The sequence below is a fragment of the Undibacterium sp. TC9W genome (assembly GCF_049339865.1).
Classification (GTDB): domain Bacteria; phylum Pseudomonadota; class Gammaproteobacteria; order Burkholderiales; family Burkholderiaceae_D; genus Undibacterium.
The window spans coordinates 1-20,866 of sequence record NZ_JBMPPJ010000014.1 but is presented as its reverse complement, the minus strand read 5'-3'; the positions used below and the strand labels follow the sequence as shown (position 1 = coordinate 20,866).

The following is a 20,866-nucleotide window of genomic DNA, read 5'->3' as shown; positions in this document are numbered from 1 at the left end:
ACTTAGTATCTGAAACTTACTAAAGCGCTTCATCATGCATCCAGCCAATCTGATACATCAGGCAGCAGAGCTCATCACCCAGGCAGACAGCCTGGTGATTGCGGCTGGTGCAGGCATGGGTGTCGATTCCGGTCTGCCTGATTTTCGTGGCAGCGAAGGCTTCTGGAAGGCCTATCCGGCGCTGGGTCAGGAAGCCATCCCCTTCTATGAAATTGCCAACCCGGCAGCTTTTCGCCGCCGCCCCCTGCAAGCCTGGGGATTTTATGGACACAGGCTGGCGCTCTACCGTGAGACCCGTCCCCATGCGGGTTTTGACCTGCTCAGGCAATGGGGAGCCAGCAAACCCCATGGACTAAGCGTATATACCAGCAATGTAGATGGGCATTTCCAGCAAGCGGGCATGGAAGCCGCGCTGATCCATGAATGCCATGGCTCCATCCATTATCTGCAATGCCTGCTACCTTGCCGTGACAGCATCTGGCAAGTGGATCAGTTTATGCCAGAAGTCGATGAAGTCAATTGCCAGCTCATAAATACTGCACCGGTCTGCCCACATTGTGGCGGCATGGCGAGGCCAAATATCCTGATGTTTGATGATGCTGACTGGAATTCACAAAGGCAGCAGCAACAGGCAGAGCGGCAATCAAACTGGCTGAGCAAGGTCAAACGTCCTCTGGTCATAGAAATCGGGGCAGGCACGGCTGTGCCCAGCGTACGCAATTTCAGCCAGCGCATGCAAGCCCATTTTGGCTGTCGCCTGCTGCGCATCAACCTGCGCGAGCCACAAGTGCAGTATGCCCAGGATGCAGGCCTCGCCATGGGTGCGCTGGAAGCACTCAATGCGATACAGGCGGTGCTGGAGCAATAAACTCAGACGATCTGCCTGCCGTCACGCCATGCTGCGATGACAACAGGCAAGTTATCCAGCATGCGCACGCGGATAAAATCTGCCTTCAACCCCACTGCGATCTCGCCCCTGTCATGCAAGCCCAGTGCCCGTGCAGGGGCACGGCTGACGGTGGCAATTGCCTTGGGTAAAGCATAGCCATCTTCCTGCAACATGAATGCTGCCTGCAGCAGACTGGCCGGTACATAGTCAGAAGACAGAATGTCGAGCAAATCATACCTGGCCAGTTCGCTAGCCGAGACATTGCCTGAATGCGATCCACCGCGCACGCGGTTGGGTGCGCCCATGACGATGGCCAAACCTTGCTGCCGCGCCATTTGCGCAGCCAGCAGGCTGGTCGGGAATTCTGAAATACTGACGCCGTCAGCCACGCCTTCATGCACGTGTTCTGCAGTCGTATCATCATGAGAAGCCAGCGGGATGGGGTGTGCATGTTGCTGGCATCGTTGGATGACGAGCTGGCGGTTTTCAGCCACATGCCGTTGCTGGCGTTCCAGCAATATGCCCAACATCTTATCGACTTTCTGTTCACTCCAGCCGCGCTTGCCAGTGACATAAGTACGGTAATGCGTGAGATCTGTCCATTGACGCTGGCCGGGCGTATGGTCCATCAGCGATACCAGTTTAAGCCTGTCATCCTGCAGGAAGGGAGAGAAAAGGTGTAACAGATCCGGCTCTGCCAGTTCGAGGCGCATATGCAGGAAATGTTCGGCACGCAATAAACCCGCCTGCTCCGCAAGCCGCAAGCCTTCTACACAGGGTTTCAGGGTTTGCATGCGCACACTGTCGGGATCGATATCACCTACCGCTATCGCGTCGAGCACGGTAGTAATGCCAGAGGCTGCAATTTGTGCATCATGCGCGAGTATCGCGGGCATCACAGGCCAGTGCACCTTGGGGCGTGGCATCAGGTGCTTTTCCATATTATCGGTATGTACTTCAACCAGGCCGGGCAACAGATAATCACCCTGCCAGTCTTCACCTGCAAGACCAGCTACACCATCAGCCAGTTCGCTGATCTTGCCATGGCTGACGAGCATGGAACCACTAAACATGCGATCAGAGGTGACGATGCGCGCGTTGCGTATTGTTAACATTGCGGTAGAAATGGAACTGGAATCAGTTGAAGAATTCATGGTGATAATGTGCTGTCAGTATGCCGTCACCTTAGCATGATTTTGCCCATGAGCCAGCAAGGTCAGACATCATCACGGGTGGCTCAGCAATCCATATCAAGAAAACATCTTGTTAGCCGAATCATCACATTTAAGCAATATAATTTTACCTTTTTTACTAAATCTTGTTTAGCTGATGCGCCTCAATTTCATACTTTGTCTTGTACCATGACTGTTACAGTCGACTTGCAAGATGCGTAAACTCTCGATGTTGATCACATAATAACGGGTGGAAAATATGATGCGAAAAGCAATTGGTGGCATGACCGCCATGATGTGCCTGGCCCTGCCCCTGCTGGCACAAGCAGGCGATACGATAGGCAAAATACGCAAAACCCAGACCCTGGTGATAGGTATTCGTGAAACCGCACCATTTTCTTATACGGATGAAAACAAGCAACCTCTCGGTTATTCGGTAGATCTGTGTCTGAAGGTGGCAGAAGCCATCAAAAAAGAACTCAAGATGCCAGCGATGAAGATACAGTTTTACTCTGTAGATTCAACCACCCGCTTCAGCGCCCTGCTGGAAGACAAGATAGACCTGGAGTGCGGCAGCACCACCAATAATGCAGAGCGACGCAAAAAAGTCGCATTCACGATTCCGCATTTCTTTTCCAGCGTACGCGCACTGGTCAAAGCCGATAGCGGCATCAAAAACTGGCCGCAACTGCGTAACCGCACTGTAGTCACTACCAAGAGCACCACCACCGTCAAACTGCTCAATGACAGGAATGACACCAGCTCGCTGAACATCAAACTGGTAGAAGGCAATAGCGACCAGGATTCTTTCAAGATGGTCGAAGAAGGCAAGGCAGACGCCTTCCCTATGGATGATGTCTTGCTGTACAGCCTGCGCGCTGAATCCAAGGCGCCGGCATCTTTCGCTATCGTTGGCGATCCTTTGTCGATAGAACCCTACTCCATCATGATGCGCAAAGATGATCCTGCTTTCAAGAAGATCGTTGATAGCGAAATGCTGCGCCTCATCCATGACAATGAAATCTACCGCATCTATGAAAAATGGTTTACCAAACCGATACCACCGAAGAACATCAACATGAATATGTCCATGGGCTTCTTGCTCAGGGATTCTTTGCGCTTCCCTACGGATCAGGTTGCTGACTGATTTACGGTAAAAACAGGCATGACAAGATATGCCCTGTATTTTGCCCCGGAAGGCAGATGGTGGCAGCAAGGCAGTAACTGGCTGGGGCGCGATGCCGCCAGCGGCCAGTTACTGGCCCAGCCCACTATTGCCGGCCTGGATGCCGGCTTGCAGAGACAACTGAGCAGCGACGCCCGTCGCTATGGTTTTCATGCCACGCTGAAAGCACCTTTCCAGCTTGCTGATGATATGAGCGAGGCGGACTTGCGCCGCGCCCTGCAAGAAGTTTGCGCGCAGCAAAGCCTCATCCAGATACACGCGCCACAGGTGCAATGGATGGGTAAATTCCTGGCCTTGCGAGCTACTGGCGACCAGACTGCCCTGAACGATTTTGCCTTTGCCTGCGTGCGCCACTTCGATCATTTTCGTGCGCCCATGAGTGAGGTTGAACTGGCGCGCCGTCAGAAGATGCCATTGACCGCCCGACAAAATGAATTGCTGCTGGAATGGGGCTATCCGTATACGGCAGAAGAATTCCGCTTCCATATGACGCTGACTGACCGGCTGGATGCAGGGGCAGTTGCAGACCGTCTGCATGCTGCCGCCATCCAGCATTTCAGTCTGTCAGAATCCTTGGTCATTGATGGCATTGCCCTGTTTATAGAGCCTGAAGCTGGCGCAGATTTTGAGCTGCTGGCGCGCTTTCCATTTGGCTGAATCGCGTCTATCCCCCTCACATTGCGTATCTGGCGACATGCTCAGCCAATAAAGCCAGCGCATGGCGCACCTTGGCAGGCTGCTCATCACGACGTGGCGTAATCGCATGCATCACCAGGTCAGGCAATTTCCAGTCCGGCAAAACCGCTACCAGGCTGCCATTCGCCAAAGCCTGGTGGTCATCTTCACTGACTGCAATGCTGATCCCCCAGCCAGCTACACATAGCGCATGCAAGGCAGTGACCTGGGTAGCCCTGATCCTGACTGGCAGCTTCATTTCAATGTTGGCCCTGTCTGGGCCTGACAACTGCAAATGGCGGATAGATGCGCCACCGAGCCAGACATGTTGCTCCAGGTCCTGAGGATGCTGCGGCCAGCCATGTTCATTCAAATAAGCAGGCGCTGCGCATAACTGGGCAGACATGTTGCCCAGCTTGCGTGCCACCAGATTGGAATCCGGGAGATTGCCTACCCGCAGCGCAATGTCTATACGCTCATCAATCAGATCGACTACCGCATCATCGACCAGCAGACACAAACTCAGCCTGGGGTATTTTTGCAGCGGTGCCAGCGCTTGCGCCAGCATGCCGCCAAAACCTATTGGTGCGGCGATACGCAATTCCCCCTGCGGCTCATCCCTGTGACGGGCCAGGGCCTGTTCGGCAGAACGGGCAGCAGCCACCATGGCGGCGCAGCCTTCAAAGTAGCGTGCACCTGCTTCTGTCAGCGTCAGTTTGCGGGTTGAACGATGTAATAACGACAAACCAAGTTCAGTTTCCAGCGCCCGCAAATGCTGGCTGACTGCAGACGGCGTCATACCCAGCTTGCGGGCTGCACTCGTCAGCGAACCCGCGGTAACCACTTCGGCAAACAAGGCCATGCGTTTGTACTGTTCCATCTTTACTCCCAGACAGGCCATCATTAAGCCATCGATTTATTAGCACAGCTTCACAGTGTTATTGATTTTTACTATCTATTCAAGAAATCATTAAGTATTCAAACTATGCATCACAAACTAAGCATACACACAAAGGAGTTTCAAATGAAAATCGCATTAATTGGCGGCACTGGTTTTGTAGGCACACCCGTTTTGGCCGAATTGTTGAGCCGCGGCCATGCAGTCACCCTGCTGGCACGTAACCCATCCAAAGTAGCCGCGCAAGCCGGTCTTACTGTGGTAAAGGCAGATGTACTCGATGCAGCACAGGTAGCACAGGCAGTAGCGGGGCAAGATGCCGTGGTCAGCGCCTATAACCCTGGCTGGGGCGAAGCGCAAATCCATGACCTGTTCTTGCAAGGTACAAAAGCCATCTTTACCGGCATCAAACAGGCAGGCGTGAAGCGTTTGCTGGTGGTTGGTGGTGCAGGCAGCCTCTTCGTCGCACCTGGCGTGCAACTGGTGGATACACCTGGATTCCCGGCGGAATATAAACAAGGCGCACTGGCCGCTCGAGAAGCCCTGAACCTCATCAAGAAAGAAGATTCACTGGAATGGAGCTTCCTGTCGCCACCGATAGGCCTGGCCCCTGGCGAGCGTAGCGGCCAATACCGGATAGGCGCAGACAATCTGCTGCCCGGTGTTGCTGATGCACCTGCGGGTATTTCCGTGCAAGACCTGGCTGTCGCTATCGTGGATGAACTGGAAACGCCGAAACACATTCAGAAGCGCTTCACCGTCGCCAATTAATTTTCTTCTGATTACCTATCATGCCCAATGCAATTTCGACTACACCAGCATCAGTGAGTGCCAAAGCTGATGAAAATACTCAGCGCAAATTTTTATATGCCGTCACTGCACTGGGTTTGGGTGCATTTGCGATAGGCACAGGTGAATTCGCCATGATGGGCTTGCTGCCTGAAGTGGCTAAAGACCTGGCAGTCTCCATACCAGAGGCTGGCCATGTCGTCAGTGCCTATGCCTTTGGTGTGGTCATCGGCGCCCCCATGTTTGCCGTACTGACAGCCAGTTGGCCACGCAGGACTTTACTGATCGCGCTCATATTGCTATTCGCTGCCGGTAATTTTGCAGGGACAGTGACTACCGATTTCCTCTCACTGAATATCGTGCGCTTTATCGCTGGCCTGCCGCACGGTGCCTACTTTGGTGTCGCTACGCTAGTTGCTGCCAATATGGTAGCACCACACAAACGCGCCACGGCGGTGGGACTGGTCATCCTGGGCCTGACCAGTTCTACCCTGCTTGGCGTACCTGCCGCAACCTGGCTGGGGCAGGCATGGGGCTGGCAGGCTGCTTATATTTTTGTCGCCACGCTGGCGGTAATCAGTAGTGTCGCAGTGTATTTCGCCGTACCAGATGTGCCAGCAGCAAAAAAAGCGAATCCCAGAAGTGAACTTGCTGCACTGGCCAACAAGCAGGTCTGGTTGACTCTCGGCATAGGTGCAGTCGGATTTGGTGGCATGTTTGCCGTATTCAGCTACATCAAACCGATACTTACGGAAGTTACCCACATGTCGGCCAGCGTCATACCTTTGATACTGTCACTGTTTGGAGTAGGCATGGTGGTGGGCAGCATGCTGGGTGCGCGTCTGGCAGACAAAAATCTGTTGCGTGCCATTGCTGGCCTGTTGCTGTGGAATGCTGTGGTTTTAGGTGGCGTCTCTTTCGCGATGGCATACACAATATCAGCAATCATCTGGGTATTTCTACTCGGTACCCTGGTCGCTATCGGCCCAGCCTTGCAGATACGATTGATGGACGTGGCAGGTGATGCGCAAACCCTGGCCGCTGCCCTGAATCACTCTGCTTTCAATGTCGCCAACGCACTCGGTGCCTGGCTGGGTGGCGTGGTCATCACGATGGGATATGGCTGGACTTCAACCGGATGGCTGGGAGCATTGCTGGCACTGGGTGGGCTGGCTGTCTTTGGATTGTCGATCAAAAAATGAGATGACAAAATAAGTGCAGTATTCAGCCATCTCAAAAGCAGGCTAGAATGAGAACAGGGAAATGGCATAAAGTCAGGTTCACTATTTTCAGAGGTGCACATGTCCATCACACCAGAACAACTGCAAGAACTGATGAAAGAAGTAGAGCATGAAGACCCGATAGATTTTGCTGACCTGCCCTTCGAAGAAGATGAGCTGCGCGCCATCACTGCCCAGCACCTGTGCGACATGGCCGATGCGATGGAAAATTTCAGCAATGAAGACAGGCAGGTCACCTTGCTGGCAGTTGCGGCAAAGCTGGTGCTGGAAAACCTGGTTTTGCATGTGCAGTTGTTGCGCCAGCATGACATCCCACTGAGTCAGCAAGTCAGCAGTCTTTTGCAAAACATCAAAAAGAAATAAATCATCCATCATTAAACCGCATGCCAGAATCCACACTCGCTGATACCAGACCAGCACGACAGTTCCTGCTCATCCCCGGCTTCATGTGTGATGCCAGTTTATGGAAGTTCATGTTGCCCGGACTGGAGCAACTGGGACAAGTGCATTTCGCCGATTTGAATGAGGGAAGCAGCATAGAGGATATGGCGACACGCCTGCTCCCGGTATTGCCAGACAAGGCCATTATCATCGGTTTTTCTCTGGGTGGTTATGTAGCGCGCCATCTGGCCTGGTTGGCGCTTAAGCAAGGCAAAGCAATAAATGGCCTGGTTTTGCTGAACACATCAGCCCGCGCCAGCACAGCAGACGAAGACAATAAAAACCGTCAGCAAATCAAACTGCTGGAACACTATCCCTACAAGGGCCAGACCATGACAGCCCTGCGCCGCGCCCTGCATCCTCAGCGTCAGGATGATGCTGTCATGCTGACACATTTGCAGGCCATGTCACTGGCGCTTAGCAAGCAGGTCTTTTTGCAGCAACTGTCCATAGCTCGTGCAGATGGTCATTATGAGCTCACTGAAATTGCCTGTCCTGCGCTCGTTGTCGCCAGCAGGAATGACCAGATGCGCAGCCTTGCGGAATCAGAAAAACTAGCAAACGGATTGCCTCATTCCACACTGCATATCATCGAAGATTGCGGTCATATGTCGCCATTGGAAAAAGCACCAGAACTCATCACCACATTGCATGAATGGTTGTAGCAGCATGCAATTTGAGTCTCAATTATGGCAGCCAGACTGGTTCATGTTGTCCAAGCGTAGGTGAAGGTAATGCAAAATGCGCGGGTGTCAGGCTCATTTTTTCTACCGGCGCAATCGCCTGCACTTCTCCAAAACCTGAGCTTGATGTCTGCAAAAAACTGGCGATTTCATCTTCTCGCAATTCTGCAGCATTTTCATGCAAGCCACGTCTGGGCATGGCTTGCAGCCAGCGCCCTGTCTGTGCCAGAGATACCCTGACTTGCCAGCTACCACCTTCAACAGCTCGTTTTTTCAGAGCCAGCATGGTCGCATACGCCAGCAAATGACCAGTTGCGTGATCGAGTGCCTGAAAGGGCAGCTTGCCTGGCGCTGCATTGCCTGCCGCCCGCCCTTCTGCATCGGCAATGCCACTGGCCGACTGCACGAGGCTGTCAAAGCCACGCCGGTTTGCCCAGTGGCCGACATGGCCATACGCCGACAGGCTGACGTGTATCAAGCCCGGATGCAATGCACATAATTCTTCCGCAGAGTAACCGAGACCAGCGATAGCGCCGGGACGGTAAGCCTGCATGAATACATCAGCGCCACGTATCAGTTCATGTAGTTTTTGCCGTGCTTCAGCGTTTCGCAAATCCAGTTGTGATGAACGCTTACCGCGGCCAGTATCCAGCACCAGCGGCATGATATTGGGCAGATGTGCTGCGCTGATCGCCAATACATCAGCACCATGTTGTGCCAGTGTACGCGCACCTACGGGTGCTGCAATCACTCTCGACAAGTCCAGCACACGCACACCACTCAGAGGGCGCTGCCCGCCTTGCTGACTTATAGGTACAACGGGGCCATCAGCTATCTTCCTGACTTCAAATAATGGCAATTCAGCGATAGCCTGCGCCTGTGGATGTGCCTGCCATTCCTGCTCTGTACGTATCATGGCGGCACACATGTCTGCATCAGCAAGTACCTGTTCCAGCTCAGCCGCTTTCCAGCCTGCAATGGCTTTGGCGACTGCGGCGCGGTCTTCGGCACATTCCAGGATCGCCAGTACACCGTCCCGATGATGTGGGAAGTTGGTATGCAATTGTATCCAGTGGCCATCTCCGGCCTGGTAATAACCAGCAATCTTGCTCCATGGGTCATCAGCAGGTTTGCCATTGATGCTGAGATAGCGGTCGCTCTTGAACATGGCCAGAGCATGGCGTCTGTCAATCTCGATTTTCTGTGTAGCGCCACCGCGTGCCTGCCATAGTTGCGCAGCCATCAGGGCTTGTACGGCTATACTGGCAGCGGACACATCACCGACCGGAAAAGTTGATGGCAGTTGCGCGCCATCGCCGCTGAATGTTACCTGCTGCAAAGCCTCAGGCTCACCACCGCCCATTTCCCACAAGGATGCCAATAATGCTGCTGCCGACATGATGCTCTCCCCCAATAAAATCAAATTAGCGCACAATGCGATAAACCGTCCATGCAGGCAGTCTAGGATCTGTGTGTGGACATGGTCAATCTTGATTCTGCCTATCAATATAAATTAATCGTGGATAACACTCTTACTGCCAGACAAGCCGCCGAGTTACTCGGCATCAGCCTGCCGACCTTGTATTCCTATGTCAGCCGCGGCTTGCTGCAATCGCACCAATCCCAGGGACAAAGAGCGAAACGTTATCTGAAGGAAGAAGTATTGCGTCTCCTGGCCCGCACCTCTGATAGCAAGCGGGCAGGTGGTGCTGCAGAATCAGCGATAGACTGGGGAGTACCAGTACTGGAATCCCGGATCACACAGGTAACAAATGGCAGGCTGTATTACAGGGGGCATGCCGTCACTGAACTCGCAGGCACACATACGCTGGAACAAGTCGCACTGATTTTGTGGGACAGCAACATCCGCCCCGATCTCCCTCAAACTTGTTTGAATGATCTGACTACGCTATGGCCCAAACTGCTGGACATGACGTCGCACCTTCCACCCTACGAAAGAGCCATCTGCATCTTGCCCCTGCTGACTAAAACAGTAGAGGACATACCAGACATACATACTCACCAAAAGGCCATGTTATGGATGCACCTGACCGCAGCAGCACTATTGGGTATCGCACCTGACTTTCAGGCATTTCATCAAAAACTGGCAGCAGCGTGGCAGTTGAATGAGGAACAAACAGAACTGGTACGCGCAGCCCTGATCGTCAGTGCTGATCATGAATTGAATGTATCGACGTTTACCGTGCGTTGCGTTGCCTCTGCGGGTGCAAACATGGGCATGGCATTAGTGGCAGGGCTGGCGGCGCTCTCTGGCCCCAAACACGGGGGTGAAAGCCTGCGCGTCAGCCGCATGTTGCGTGCAGCGATGGCTACACCACCAAATGACATAAGCAGCTTCTTGTCAAAACGCCTGCGTAAGCATGATGCGCATGAGCATTTCTCACCCAGGCTACCGGGTTTTTCTCATCCGCTTTACCCTGATGGCGATCCACGCGGTGCCCTGCTGATGAACATGCTGGACAGGAACAAGCATGCAGGCTTGTTTGGCGTTGCAGACATGGCAGAAGACCTGACAGGGCAAAAACTGAATATAGACTTTGGCCTGGTCGCAGTTGAAATTGCCTGCCAGTTACCACCGGGTGCCGCGCAAATCCTGTTTGCACTGGGCCGCACGGCAGGCTGGATAGCGCACGCGATGGAGCAGGTAGAAACCGGCCAACTGATACGCCCGCGTGCCAGGTATGTGGGCAAGTTTCCTGACACTGGTGCCGTATAGATCAGGTTTCTGTAGCAGGCAGATTGGGCTCATCTGGCGTATACGCCAGGATATCGCCAGGCTGGCATGCCAGCACTTCACAGATTTTTTCCAGGGTATCAAAGCGTATCGCCTTGGCTTTACCGGTTTTTAAGACGGACAGGTTTTGTGGCGTAATATCGACGAGCTCAGCCAGGGTATTCAAACGCATCTTGCGCTGTGCGAGGACGACATCCAGATTAACAGTAATAGGCATCGCGTCCTCAGATGGTCAGTTCAGCTTCTTCATTGAGATCGACGCCTATTTCCAGCGACCACAGCAAGAGCAGGCAGGCACCCAGCCAGATGAGCTGGTCAAATGATTTACCAAAAAAATGAGCAAAGCTGCCAGTGGCTTCGTGCCCAGGATAAACGTAGCTCAATGCAATTGCCATCAACTCCACCACAAACATGATACCAACCAGTATCAGGTTAATGTTGAACGCTCTTTTTGCATGAAATACAGCCTTCTTGTTGAAGATTTCTCCTTCATGAAAACAGGTCAACAATTGCTTGATGTGGACCATTACCAGTTCTATCATGCCAAAGAAAAACAGCGAAGCAAGCACGGCTATCACTTTTAACTCAGTACTCAAACCCTCCCGCAGCAAGGAGAAAAAACCATCTTCGATGGTGACTGCTTTGGCAAGGTAAGCCATCACCGTCAAATCACCGGCAGGTGCCATCATGACGATGACAGGCAAGGCTATCGCCCCTATCGCGACGATGATCATGGTAAGTATGGTCAGAAACAGAAAATACCTGCTCAACTTGCGAATATTGCTAATCCTGGCATGTTTCTGCACTTGCATTTTGAACTCCCGATTGAATTGATGATGTGAATTTTACGTCATAAATTTCGAAATGCAATATTTATTTATCGTTTATCAATAAATAAATGCCGAAATATAATAAATCACAAGGATCAGAGAGAAAAAGAAAAAGGGCTGCATGAGGCAGCCCTTAACAAAAACCCAGTTCAAATCACATCATTACCAGGCGTAAGCAGCCTTCGCATAGTAGTAACGACCATTGAAGCCATAAGGCGAGAATGTGCTGTAAGGCAGCGTTCCGCCAGAATTCAAATTACCTGCCGATGTCACCTGGTCAGGATATTTGTCAGTCAGGTTATCGACACCGGCACTGATAGTCCATTTACCCAGTTTGACGCTGGCAGCCAGGTCCAGCACGGTATTGGCGCTGTAAGTCTGGTCCAGAGTTACATTGTTTTGCGGTGAGACAAAGCTGCCATAGCGAGTTGCCAGTCCATGGATATTCCAGTTGGCAAAGGCATAGTCAGCAGAGATGCTGAATTTGTCTTTTGGTGTTGCCTCGGTTGCGCGGTTGATGGTTTGCCTGTCTATCAGCAAGAGATTGTTTTGCGTCAAAATTGCAGGGTTGGCGGCGACATTTTTGACTGTTGTGTCATTGTGATTGTAGGCCACGGTAAAGCCCAGCTTGTCTGTGCCAGACAAGGGGATCTGGTAAGAACCAACGACATCAACGCCACGGGTCTTGGTATCAAGCGCATTGGTGAAATAACGTGCCGCACCAACCAGTACACCTTGCTGCGCCAGTACACTTTGCAAAGAGGCAGGCAAGACCAGATTACCTGAATACAGGATGCGATTATCAATATCGATCTGGTAAGCATCTATGCTCAGGGTGGCATTCTTGCTTGGCTGCAGGACTGCACCCAGACTGTAGTTACGTGATTTTTCTGCTTGCAGCGGTACTGCACCCAGGGCCCTGGCGGCAGCCGTGGAAACGCCAAATGTACCGGTATCCACCAATTGCGATGTACCGTTGATGGTGAGCAGATTAGTCGTCGAAATGGTGTAATTCTGTTGCGCCAGCGAAGGTGCGCGGAAACCATTTGATGCCGCAGCACGCAAGGCAAACTCTTTGGTGAACTCAAAACGTCCAGACAATTTGCCAGAAGTAACACTGCCAAAATCACTGTAGTTTTCATGACGCAAGGCCAGAGAAGCACTCAGTTGCTTGCTCAGTTCAGCTTCGATATTGGCATAGATGGATGCGCTGTGACGGCTGAAACTGCCTGCATTCGAAGGCTGGAAACCAGAGAAACCCTGGGCACCACTACCGAAATAAGAATTCGCTTCACCCGCACCAATTTCATATTGGTCGCGGCGGCATTCTGCACCAACGGCCAGCGTCAGCGGATTCGCCAGACCGGCAAATTCAAATTCTTTCGCTGCATCAAAGTTGGCCAGGGTCTGGGTATTTTTCAACTTACCGGCATAAAATTTCGTCGGGCTGGTGGCACCCAGACTCAGGTTGACGGTATTGTTGACGTCAAGGCTGAATTCGCTGGAACCATAATTGACACTGGCATCCCAGCGCCAGCCATCGGTACGGCCCTTGATACCGCCGACGACAGACACATCAGTATTCGTACCAGCCTCATTCGGCAAGAAGCCATTTGGATACAGCGTGGTGCGCAAAGTCGTGCCTGTGGTGTAGGCCGTGCGCCAGGTCGCTGCAGCATCGGTACTGCGACGGCTATAGTTGGCAAAGCCATACAATTCCAAGTCTGTCGCCAGTGCCAGCGAGGCATTGGCACCCAGATTGGTTTGTTGCAGTTTGGGGTCACCCTGTACCTGGTTGACCCTGCCATATAGAGGTTCTAGCGGATTACGGAAATCAGCACCGGCGCGGTTGGTTTCATTCTGGTTGCGCTGTTCTGCGGTAAAACGCGCCCAGCCCTTGTCGCCCAATGCCGTGCCAAAGTTGGCACTCAAACTGGCTTGTGTGCCATCTCGTTTGCTGTACTGACCGCCGCCAAACTGCACTTCGCCACCATTCGCCCCTTTTTTGAGGATGATGTTGATGACACCAGCAATCGCGTCTGAACCATATTGCGCCGCTGCACCATCACGCAAGACTTCTATCTTTTCAATCGAACTGATAGGGATAGTATTCAAATCAGCCGGTGAAGAACCGCGCCCTGCCGTGCCATTTACATTCACCACAGCCGAGGTATGCCAGCGCTTGCCATTCACCAGCACCAGAGTCTGGTCAGGCGACAAGCCGCGCAATTGCGCCGGGCGGCTAGCGGATGTACCGTCTGCCACTGCAGGACGCGGGAAGTTCAGGGAAGGCAGCAAACGGCTCAATACCGCTGCCAGCTCACCCGAACCTGTGGATTGCAAATCTTTGGAAGTTAATATATCAACTGGTGCTTCAGAGTCAGACACGGTACGTTTGATGCTGCGCGTGCCAGTCACAATCACGGTGTCTGATTGTGGCGGGATAATTTCTTGTGCCTGTGCAGAAAAGGCAGCCAGCAAGGCTGTTACCAGTAAAGCATTACGCCTTTTTGGTAAAAGTGAAGATGGTGTGGAATATGATGCTGTACTCATGCGGTATCTCTTTCTATGCTAATGAACTTTAGGTTGAACCGATATTACTTCCTTGTGCATAGACGACAAACGATTGTTTTCAGCTTAAAGCATGAAAAAATCATATAAGAGAAAAACCACTTATTTCCTTTCTTTCTCCTAAATGCCTTCAGGCAAAACGCACAGGTATCCTTTCTAGCAAACCACTGCCATATACTTCATACGATTGCATGGCATCCAGATGAATGTAACCTATGTGGCAGTGGCAAGTCGCTTTGCTACAAGCTTCTCGCTTGAGCATGCTTGCCAGCGGGTCTGTAAAGATATTGCCTTTGCGGGTCTTGATGAAATGGCAGCGGAACAGGTCACCATTACCTTGTATGGACACCACCTCACTGCCAGCCTTGCAGTCTTTGCCCATGCTTTCATACCAGGGCAGGTTGAATCTGAACAGGTAATCGATGTCTTCCAGGAAAGCGATTTCTTCTTCCGAGTAGTAATCCACTTCACGCTTGTAGGCATTGATCCACATATACACATCCTGCGGCAGGCGCTGGCGCAGAGAAGTAATTTGTGGGAAGTGTTGTTTTAGTCCCACTACACCGACGCTATGGCGTATCTGCAAGGCAGCCAGTTCATTACATTTCCCGATGAATTTTTCTTCGGTCACAAAATCGGGGTGATAGGTAGTCCATAAAGCCGTGGTCTGTTTATTGCAACGTGACAGCCATTGCGTATTCCAGGCCAGATTGGTTTGCGCCGCCACCTTGCTGACATGCGGCAGATGCGACAAACGTATCACTGCTTCCTGATACCATTTACGCACCAGGGCTTCACCGTAGGGTGTAATAAACACTTCCATGGGCTGGTCTGCACTGCTGTTTTGCTCTACCCAATCGACAAATCTGTCCAGGTCTTTTTTATCCAGCGCCTGCAGTTCACGGCTGTTTTTTTCTTTGGCAAAGGGACAGTATTCGCAACTGTAATTGCAATCTGTCAGGTGGCCGCGATAAATAATTTTCAGGCTCATTTGCTGACGTACTCCTGCATCTTTTGTTTGACGGCTGGCGAAATAAACCAGTGACCGATAAGATCAGAATAAGCCATGCCCTCACCATGCAACTGCATGCGCCCTGCACTCTCTTGCGCCAGCTTCATTTCCAGCAGGGTCTGTAGTTCAGGAAAATCCGCATACACATCCGTACCATAAATACCTTGGTAATGCGCAGCATCCAGCCCTTGCGCTTTCAATAGAGACTTGATCAGATAACGCCGTTTCCTGTCATCTTCTGAAAGACGTATACCATAATTTGCCGTCAAGAAGTCGGCACGTTCTTTGGCGACATAGTCATCGATGATCGCTGCAACATTGGGTTTGGATACGGCATATTCTGTCGAGTAATGCACATCTGTCGTGTAAGACCTCGCATTCGTACCCAGGCCTATCATGCCATCTTCCTGGCATGAATATTCTGAACTCTCACGCAGGCCAGCTACTGGCTTGCGGAACAGGCGCATCGAATCCTGCACATAACCGTTGGCCTGCAAAAAGTCACGCCCTATGCGGTATAGCGTGCTGCGTATGTCTTGGTTTTGTATACTGATATGCTTCTTGAATAGCGAAGTCAGGGGGCGCACATACAAGGGGTACAGGAAAATTTCAGTTGGTTGAAACTGTACTGCTTTTTGCAGCGATGCCAGCCAGGTTTCTGGCGTTTGCCCTGGTATGCCATAAATCAAATCCAGATTAAATACCGGGAACTGGTAGCTGCTTATTTTTTCGAGCAGCGGTTCCATCACAGTCTCTGGCTGCACCCGCCCTACCGAACGCGCTTCAGCTTCGATGAAACTTTGTATGCCTATGCTGATTCTTTGCACACCATGCTGCGACAGAAAAGTCAGCTTTTCATCATTGATGGTATCAGGTGAAATCTCGAAGGAACCTGGTGTGTTTTTCAGATCCACACCCAGCGTATTGGTGTACACCGAGAATAGCTGTTCCAGTTGCTTGGAATCCAGATGACTGGGTGTACCACCACCGATGGCATAACCGGCAAAGTTGAAATCACCGAGGCTATCCCTTACGACTTCAGCTTCCAGCTGTATCTTTTTAAGGTATAGATTAACCAGATCTTCCTTGGGATGCGACACCGTAAACAAATTACAGAATGAGCATTTCATGCGGCAAAAAGGAATGTGCGTGTAGAGATACAGCGCATGTTTTTTCTCTGTTGCCCACAATTCTTTCAAATCCAGTTTTTCTTCAAACGTCCTGTACGCTGTCTTGTGCGGGTATGAATACAGATAACTTTGAAAACGATTGGTTTCTTCCAGATAACGACGAAATGCATGAGCTATCTCTGTCATGCCAGGCTCCCTCGCATCAAATGAAAATCTGCATAGGGGATAGTCCAGACCTTTTCATGCCCCAGTCTATGGCCTGTATAACCATCTTCACCATAGGTAGTGCCGTGATCAGAACTGATAATCACGAAGGTATCACCCATATGATTGAGCGCCTGGAACAAGGGGGGCAACTGGCTGTCTATATAACGCAATGCCGCAGCATGACTGGCCAGGCTGTCGCCAACTGAACCGGGCAGGTAATGACAATTGGGTTGGTGTAGTGCAGATAAATTCATAAATAAAAAAAATTTTTGATCAGGTTTTTGTTCCAGCAACTCTATGGAAAATTCAACTTGATGCCTGCTTGATTCAGGATTGGTCACACCAAACTCTGGCTGCCAGTAACTTTCCTGGAACAGATTGGGCAGGACACAGGACAAGGGATTTTGTTTTTTGAAAAAGCCGACTCCGCCTATGCAGATAGTGCGGTAACCGATGTCAGCAAAGCCGCTGACTATGTCTGGCGTATCGAAACAATAGCTGGATGTACCGGTGGTTTCACTGCCCGCGAACTTCAATGAAAATAAACGCTCATGAAGACCCGGCCTGGCAGGCGTGGGGAGAAAACCGGCGAAGAAAGCGCAGTGCGATGCATAAGTAAAAGAGCCGGGCGCATGACGCTCTTCCCAGCCTGCAGGCAATACACTCGCAAGAAAAGGCGTGCGACCTGCTGCAAGCTCTTGTTCGGCAACGTCATAGCGAAGGGTGTCCAGAGTAATGAAGAGGACATTGCTCTTGCCTACGATCTGGTTCATATCATGCATGCCAGAACCTCCTCAAGATCATGGATATTGGATAACTCATGATCTGGCCTGATAGCGACGGTTTCGTTTTCAGGATTGATAAAAACTGTTTTCAATTGCATGGCCATGGCAGGCTGCATATCATTGATGTAGTCGTCACCTATCATGACTACACTGGCATGGTGACAATGGTTTAAGGCATGTGAAAACAAGCGAGTATCAGGTTTGGCATAACCCACCTCAGCAGAAATAAAGATATGCTCAAAATAATCTGTCAGACCTGCACGCTGTAATTTGCGACGTTGCATACTTGCAGAACCGTTGGAAATAATCATGAGTTGATAATCAGCAGATAAGCGCTCCAGCATCTCACTAAGCACACTATCTGGCTTCACAAAATCTGGCAGCGACATGTGATCTTCCCACAAACTTTCTGCGGTGTAAGTAAGACCAGGGAAACGCTGCAATAATTCCTGACAAAAGAGTTTACGGTCTTTTCTGCCATGGCAGTCCAGTGCAATCATTTCTGTTTGTAGCAACGACATATCTTCGCCAGAAAATGCAACCTGATTCCTGCTGATGAAATTCTGTATGTAAGCATCGAAGGCCGCGTCCCTGTTCACCAAGGTATTGTCGATATCAAAAAGCAGGCTGGCTTTGTTTGCACTAAGCATGAGCCAGCCTCTGCCTTTCCAGGACAGCATTGATTTCTGCCAGATAGGTATTCTCACCATTGTGCAACAAGTTAGGCAGTAAATCGCCAAAGGCATTGGCTTCCAGCAGCACGGGGGATTTATCATTTCTGGGTAACAGGATATCCAGTCCGGCATACATGGAGCGAGGAAATGCCTGCATGGTTTTTGCTACCAGGGTATCGATCTCTTGCCAGGTCGATGACGACAACTCCAGCTCATCAACAGCACAGCGCTGGTTGCCCAGATGTAGATTGGTCATGGGGCCACGACTGAGTCTGGCAATGGCATGCCGCCGCTGACCGGCGATACCTACTACCCGCAAATCATAAGAGCTGTCTTCATGCCGGGCCTTGGGTATCCAGCTTTCTAACATGGCACCCTGGGCGAACAAGAAATCGAGAATGTTCTGTATCTTGTCTCGCGCAGTATATTTTTTGATTTTCAGTGAATTGTAATAACGGTCGCCATCCAGGCCGTGCACGATCTCTACCGTAGAGTAAGCCTGCTCTTTGCCGTTTCTTTTATTGTATTCATAAGCGACGATGCCAGACGCCGAAGAACTGGAATTCAGTTTGATAAAAAACCGGCTGTATGCCTGCTTTTCTGCATAAGCAAAGAATTCATCGTAGCTGGAAAAAACCGGCAGGCCGGGTAGCGTATGGTCAGCCAATATTTGCTTGCATAAGGGCTTGTTAAACATGCTGACGATGTCGTCAGGGTGATTGAACCAGCTCAGCCCCACTATCTGCTGTGCTATTGTTTCCATCAATTGAGAAAATCCCCGGAACCATAGTCGCGGATGATAAATCCTGCCACGTTCATCTTCCAGTCCGCTAGCATTTTCCAGACCACCGAGGGCGAGTACTTTCTTTTCTACGGAAAAATTTTCACCGGGCGATTCTATCCTTACCGTGTCGCCATCCCTGAGTACATCAGGCAGTTTGCGCTCACCATTCAAGATGCTCAGGTAGGGGATGACCAGGGCAGTATCCTGCCCTGCTTGTTGCAATGCTTCCTGAAAAAAATGCACGCGCCGGTTTTCAGGATTGCCTATCAGTACAAAACGGGATTTCTGTTGCATCTGTCTTATTCTGTGACCGCTGGATAACGCCATTCATCTTCAGTGTCTTGCTGGTCAGTGACATCCACCAGAATAGACAATTTTTTGAATTCCTTGATCATGTCATTCGACAAATAATGGTAGTGCAAGTCCAGCTTTTTAAGCCCGGCTATCTTGCTGCTGTCCAGCAAGGCGCGACCACCGTCGTCGCTGAGTGTGCCCATGGACAGGTCCAGGGTCTCCAGTTGCTCCAGCACGGATGCCTGGGCAATTTCAATCGCTATCTCATTGGCGATTTCACTATCCACCAGGCCCAGGTGTTTCAGTTTGGGGAACAGGTCTTTTTGCATGAAGGGACGCAGGTCGTCAATCTTGCCATCAAAGCCGTATTCATCAACGCCGATATACAGTTGCAGGTATTCGAGATTAGGTAAATGGGCAGCCGCAATTTTTGCTATGACTTCTTTGGGCAAGCCACCGCACTCTATGGTTAGTGCTTTGAGATGTTCATGCTTTAGGGGCTGGGAAGACAAAACCAGATCTTTGGAACCCTTGATATGCAAGCGTTCCAGCGCGGGGAAGGCTGCAAACAGTTGGGTGTAATCAGCCTGGGTGATCCAGGATATTTCGCACTCTTCAGAATCCATGTCGCCGACAAACAATTCTTTCAATTGCGGTAGTTTGCCTGGATGGGCGATCAACAGGTCCAGGGATGCTTGCGGCCCTTCTTCATAAGCTTCTTCCCAGGCGGCGATCACCAGTGACTCAACTTCTGTTGCCTGGCTACTGTCCAGAAAAGCGGTGACTTTTTCCAGCAAGGTCTTGCCTTCTTCTGCCTCATCGTAACTGACGCCTATACGTCGCGCTATTTTCTTTGCGCTGGCACCGGTTTTTTCTACATAGCCTTTCTTGCTTTTTTCACTGATCAGCTTTTCCATTTCTTTTTGTGCTTTTTCTGGTGTATCAAAGCTGCTGATTTTTTCCTGGCCTGCGGTGCCTATCTTGCCGTACTTCACATTCAAGGTATTCGCTTCAATTTCTATCTGCCAAAACTTGTAAGACTTGGAATCCTGGTATTCAAAATAATGTTTCATTGCCTGACGCCTTTAAAATGTGCGGTTGGTTTCACGAAAGAATGATCAGCAACTCATTTTTCGCGTTGGTAACTGCAAAATATCTTGTCTTTCACACCAGATAATCGGGTTCACATTGCGCCTTGTCAAGCAAGAAAATCAATTGTTACATTGCATGTTTTGAGCATTTGTTTTCCTGTGAAGATGAGTCAATTTCTGAGACACAAGCGCCTGCCGAGACTGCTTTATTCAAGCTGTAGTGACAAAGTAATTAGTTGCCGCTGTTCACTACCCATTAAAAATATTTTAAAAAAAATTAGGCACTTCCAAAGTAAACGTGTATATTTCGTCCTGTACTTGCATCAAGTCCTTAATTTGTTGGTCCCAATTCCGCATAGCTTTATCTCTCTGGCTGTTCTGTCTTTTTTCCACTGGTTTTATCACTTGCTTACAAGTCCATATCGGGCGATTTTGCCTATGGTTTTATCAAAAGGAAAAAAACATGAGTACTCAAACAGGTATAGTTAAATGGTTCAACGATGCCAAGGGCTTCGGCTTTATCGCTCCTGATGCAGGTGGTGCGGATTTGTTCGCCCACTTCCAGGACATACAGTCCAGCGGCTTCAAAAGCCTGAGCGAAAACCAGCGTGTGTCTTTCGAGCGCACAGCCGGTCCTAAAGGCGACAAAGCCAGCAACATCCAAGTTCTGTCCTAATATCAGACCAAGGTCTTTATTGACCTTGTCGGGCGAATTGAATTTGCCCGGTCGCAGCGCTTTTGACTAGTTTAGTAATACCG

The 20,866-nt window shown here is 50.7% G+C and carries 21 protein-coding genes; 9 read left to right on the top strand and 12 right to left on the bottom strand.

Annotation, left to right across the window (positions count from 1 at the left end):
* Positions 1 to 34 precede the first annotated feature (34 nt).
* Positions 35 to 868, top strand: coding sequence for an SIR2 family NAD-dependent protein deacylase (locus ACO0LN_RS19120; protein WP_422976468.1), 834 nt, complete (start codon positions 35 to 37; stop codon positions 866 to 868).
* A 2-nt stretch (positions 869 to 870) separates the two neighbouring features.
* On the opposite strand, the gene ACO0LN_RS19115 is transcribed toward ACO0LN_RS19120, so the two are convergent.
* The gene (locus tag ACO0LN_RS19115; RefSeq protein WP_422976466.1) at positions 871 to 2,043 is read right to left on the bottom strand and encodes an alpha-D-ribose 1-methylphosphonate 5-triphosphate diphosphatase; all 1,173 of its coding nucleotides are present in this window, start codon (positions 2,041 to 2,043) and stop codon (positions 871 to 873) included.
* Positions 2,044 to 2,323: 280 nt separating this feature from the next.
* Here ACO0LN_RS19115 and ACO0LN_RS19110 point away from each other — a divergent pair, with 280 nt between their 5' ends.
* Positions 2,324 to 3,208, top strand: coding sequence for an amino acid ABC transporter substrate-binding protein (locus tag ACO0LN_RS19110; RefSeq protein WP_422976464.1), 885 nt, complete (start codon positions 2,324 to 2,326; stop codon positions 3,206 to 3,208).
* Positions 3,209 to 3,226: 18 nt separating this feature from the next.
* Positions 3,227 to 3,904: a DUF1045 domain-containing protein gene (locus ACO0LN_RS19105; RefSeq protein ID WP_422976462.1), complete on the top strand. Its 678-nt coding sequence runs from the start codon at positions 3,227 to 3,229 to the stop codon at positions 3,902 to 3,904.
* A gap of 16 nt (positions 3,905 to 3,920) precedes the next feature.
* Here the strand turns inward: ACO0LN_RS19105 and ACO0LN_RS19100 are convergent, their stop codons facing one another.
* Positions 3,921 to 4,802, bottom strand: a complete 882-nt coding sequence (locus tag ACO0LN_RS19100) for a LysR family transcriptional regulator (protein ID WP_422976460.1) — start codon at positions 4,800 to 4,802, stop codon at positions 3,921 to 3,923.
* A gap of 144 nt (positions 4,803 to 4,946) precedes the next feature.
* Here ACO0LN_RS19100 and ACO0LN_RS19095 point away from each other — a divergent pair, with 144 nt between their 5' ends.
* The 4 genes from ACO0LN_RS19095 to ACO0LN_RS19080 all read left to right on the top strand — a co-directional run bounded on the left by ACO0LN_RS19095 (position 4,947) and on the right by ACO0LN_RS19080 (position 7,956).
* The gene (locus tag ACO0LN_RS19095) at positions 4,947 to 5,591 is read left to right on the top strand and encodes an NAD(P)-dependent oxidoreductase (protein ID WP_422976458.1); all 645 of its coding nucleotides are present in this window, start codon (positions 4,947 to 4,949) and stop codon (positions 5,589 to 5,591) included.
* A 20-nt stretch (positions 5,592 to 5,611) separates the two neighbouring features.
* Positions 5,612 to 6,811 carry an MFS transporter gene (locus ACO0LN_RS19090; protein WP_422976456.1) on the top strand — a complete coding sequence of 400 codons (1,200 nt, stop codon included), beginning with the start codon at positions 5,612 to 5,614 and terminating at the stop codon, positions 6,809 to 6,811.
* A 99-nt stretch (positions 6,812 to 6,910) separates the two neighbouring features.
* Positions 6,911 to 7,213: a hypothetical protein gene (locus ACO0LN_RS19085; protein ID WP_422976454.1), complete on the top strand. Its 303-nt coding sequence runs from the start codon at positions 6,911 to 6,913 to the stop codon at positions 7,211 to 7,213.
* A 20-nt stretch (positions 7,214 to 7,233) separates the two neighbouring features.
* A complete protein-coding gene (locus ACO0LN_RS19080; RefSeq protein ID WP_422976452.1) occupies positions 7,234 to 7,956 on the top strand; it encodes an alpha/beta fold hydrolase in 723 nt (240 codons plus the stop codon).
* A 22-nt stretch (positions 7,957 to 7,978) separates the two neighbouring features.
* Here the strand turns inward: ACO0LN_RS19080 and ACO0LN_RS19075 are convergent, their stop codons facing one another.
* Entirely contained in the window at positions 7,979 to 9,373 is a 1,395-nt protein-coding gene (locus ACO0LN_RS19075; RefSeq protein WP_422976450.1) for a CoA transferase, read from the bottom strand.
* A 120-nt stretch (positions 9,374 to 9,493) separates the two neighbouring features.
* Here ACO0LN_RS19075 and ACO0LN_RS19070 point away from each other — a divergent pair, with 120 nt between their 5' ends.
* Positions 9,494 to 10,711 carry a citrate synthase family protein gene (locus ACO0LN_RS19070; protein WP_422976448.1) on the top strand — a complete coding sequence of 406 codons (1,218 nt, stop codon included), beginning with the start codon at positions 9,494 to 9,496 and terminating at the stop codon, positions 10,709 to 10,711.
* A gap of 1 nt (position 10,712) precedes the next feature.
* Here ACO0LN_RS19070 and ACO0LN_RS19065 read toward each other — a convergent pair whose 3' ends face one another.
* The 9 genes from ACO0LN_RS19065 to ACO0LN_RS19025 all read right to left on the bottom strand — a co-directional run bounded on the left by ACO0LN_RS19065 (position 10,713) and on the right by ACO0LN_RS19025 (position 20,089).
* Positions 10,713 to 10,946 (bottom strand): helix-turn-helix domain-containing protein, encoded by a 234-nt coding sequence (locus tag ACO0LN_RS19065; RefSeq protein WP_422976446.1) that lies wholly within the window; start codon positions 10,944 to 10,946, stop codon positions 10,713 to 10,715.
* A gap of 7 nt (positions 10,947 to 10,953) precedes the next feature.
* The gene (locus tag ACO0LN_RS19060; RefSeq protein ID WP_422976444.1) at positions 10,954 to 11,541 is read right to left on the bottom strand and encodes a DUF2975 domain-containing protein; all 588 of its coding nucleotides are present in this window, start codon (positions 11,539 to 11,541) and stop codon (positions 10,954 to 10,956) included.
* Between the two features lie 180 nt (positions 11,542 to 11,721).
* Positions 11,722 to 14,112, bottom strand: coding sequence for a TonB-dependent receptor plug domain-containing protein (locus tag ACO0LN_RS19055; protein ID WP_422976442.1), 2,391 nt, complete (start codon positions 14,110 to 14,112; stop codon positions 11,722 to 11,724).
* Positions 14,113 to 14,260: 148 nt separating this feature from the next.
* A complete protein-coding gene (locus tag ACO0LN_RS19050) occupies positions 14,261 to 15,121 on the bottom strand; it encodes an STM4011 family radical SAM protein (RefSeq protein ID WP_422976440.1) in 861 nt (286 codons plus the stop codon).
* Positions 15,118 to 16,458, bottom strand: coding sequence for an STM4012 family radical SAM protein (locus ACO0LN_RS19045; RefSeq protein ID WP_422976438.1), 1,341 nt, complete (start codon positions 16,456 to 16,458; stop codon positions 15,118 to 15,120). Before ACO0LN_RS19045 ends, ACO0LN_RS19050 begins: the two co-directional genes overlap by 4 nt.
* Entirely contained in the window at positions 16,455 to 17,261 is an 807-nt protein-coding gene (locus ACO0LN_RS19040) for an STM4013/SEN3800 family hydrolase (RefSeq protein WP_422976436.1), read from the bottom strand. Before ACO0LN_RS19040 ends, ACO0LN_RS19045 begins: the two co-directional genes overlap by 4 nt.
* Positions 17,249 to 17,914, bottom strand: coding sequence for an HAD family hydrolase (locus tag ACO0LN_RS19035; RefSeq protein ID WP_422976434.1), 666 nt, complete (start codon positions 17,912 to 17,914; stop codon positions 17,249 to 17,251). Before ACO0LN_RS19035 ends, ACO0LN_RS19040 begins: the two co-directional genes overlap by 13 nt.
* On the bottom strand, positions 17,907 to 19,016 hold the full coding sequence (locus tag ACO0LN_RS19030; RefSeq protein WP_422976432.1) for an STM4014 family protein: 1,110 nt from the start codon (positions 19,014 to 19,016) through the stop codon (positions 17,907 to 17,909). The genes ACO0LN_RS19035 and ACO0LN_RS19030 overlap by 8 nt, the downstream gene beginning before the upstream one ends.
* A 5-nt stretch (positions 19,017 to 19,021) precedes the next feature.
* Positions 19,022 to 20,089, bottom strand: a complete 1,068-nt coding sequence (locus ACO0LN_RS19025) for an STM4015 family protein (RefSeq protein WP_422976430.1) — start codon at positions 20,087 to 20,089, stop codon at positions 19,022 to 19,024.
* Positions 20,090 to 20,570: 481 nt separating this feature from the next.
* Here ACO0LN_RS19025 and ACO0LN_RS19020 point away from each other — a divergent pair, with 481 nt between their 5' ends.
* Positions 20,571 to 20,783, top strand: coding sequence for a cold-shock protein (locus ACO0LN_RS19020; protein ID WP_162043691.1), 213 nt, complete (start codon positions 20,571 to 20,573; stop codon positions 20,781 to 20,783).
* Positions 20,784 to 20,866 lie beyond the last annotated feature (83 nt).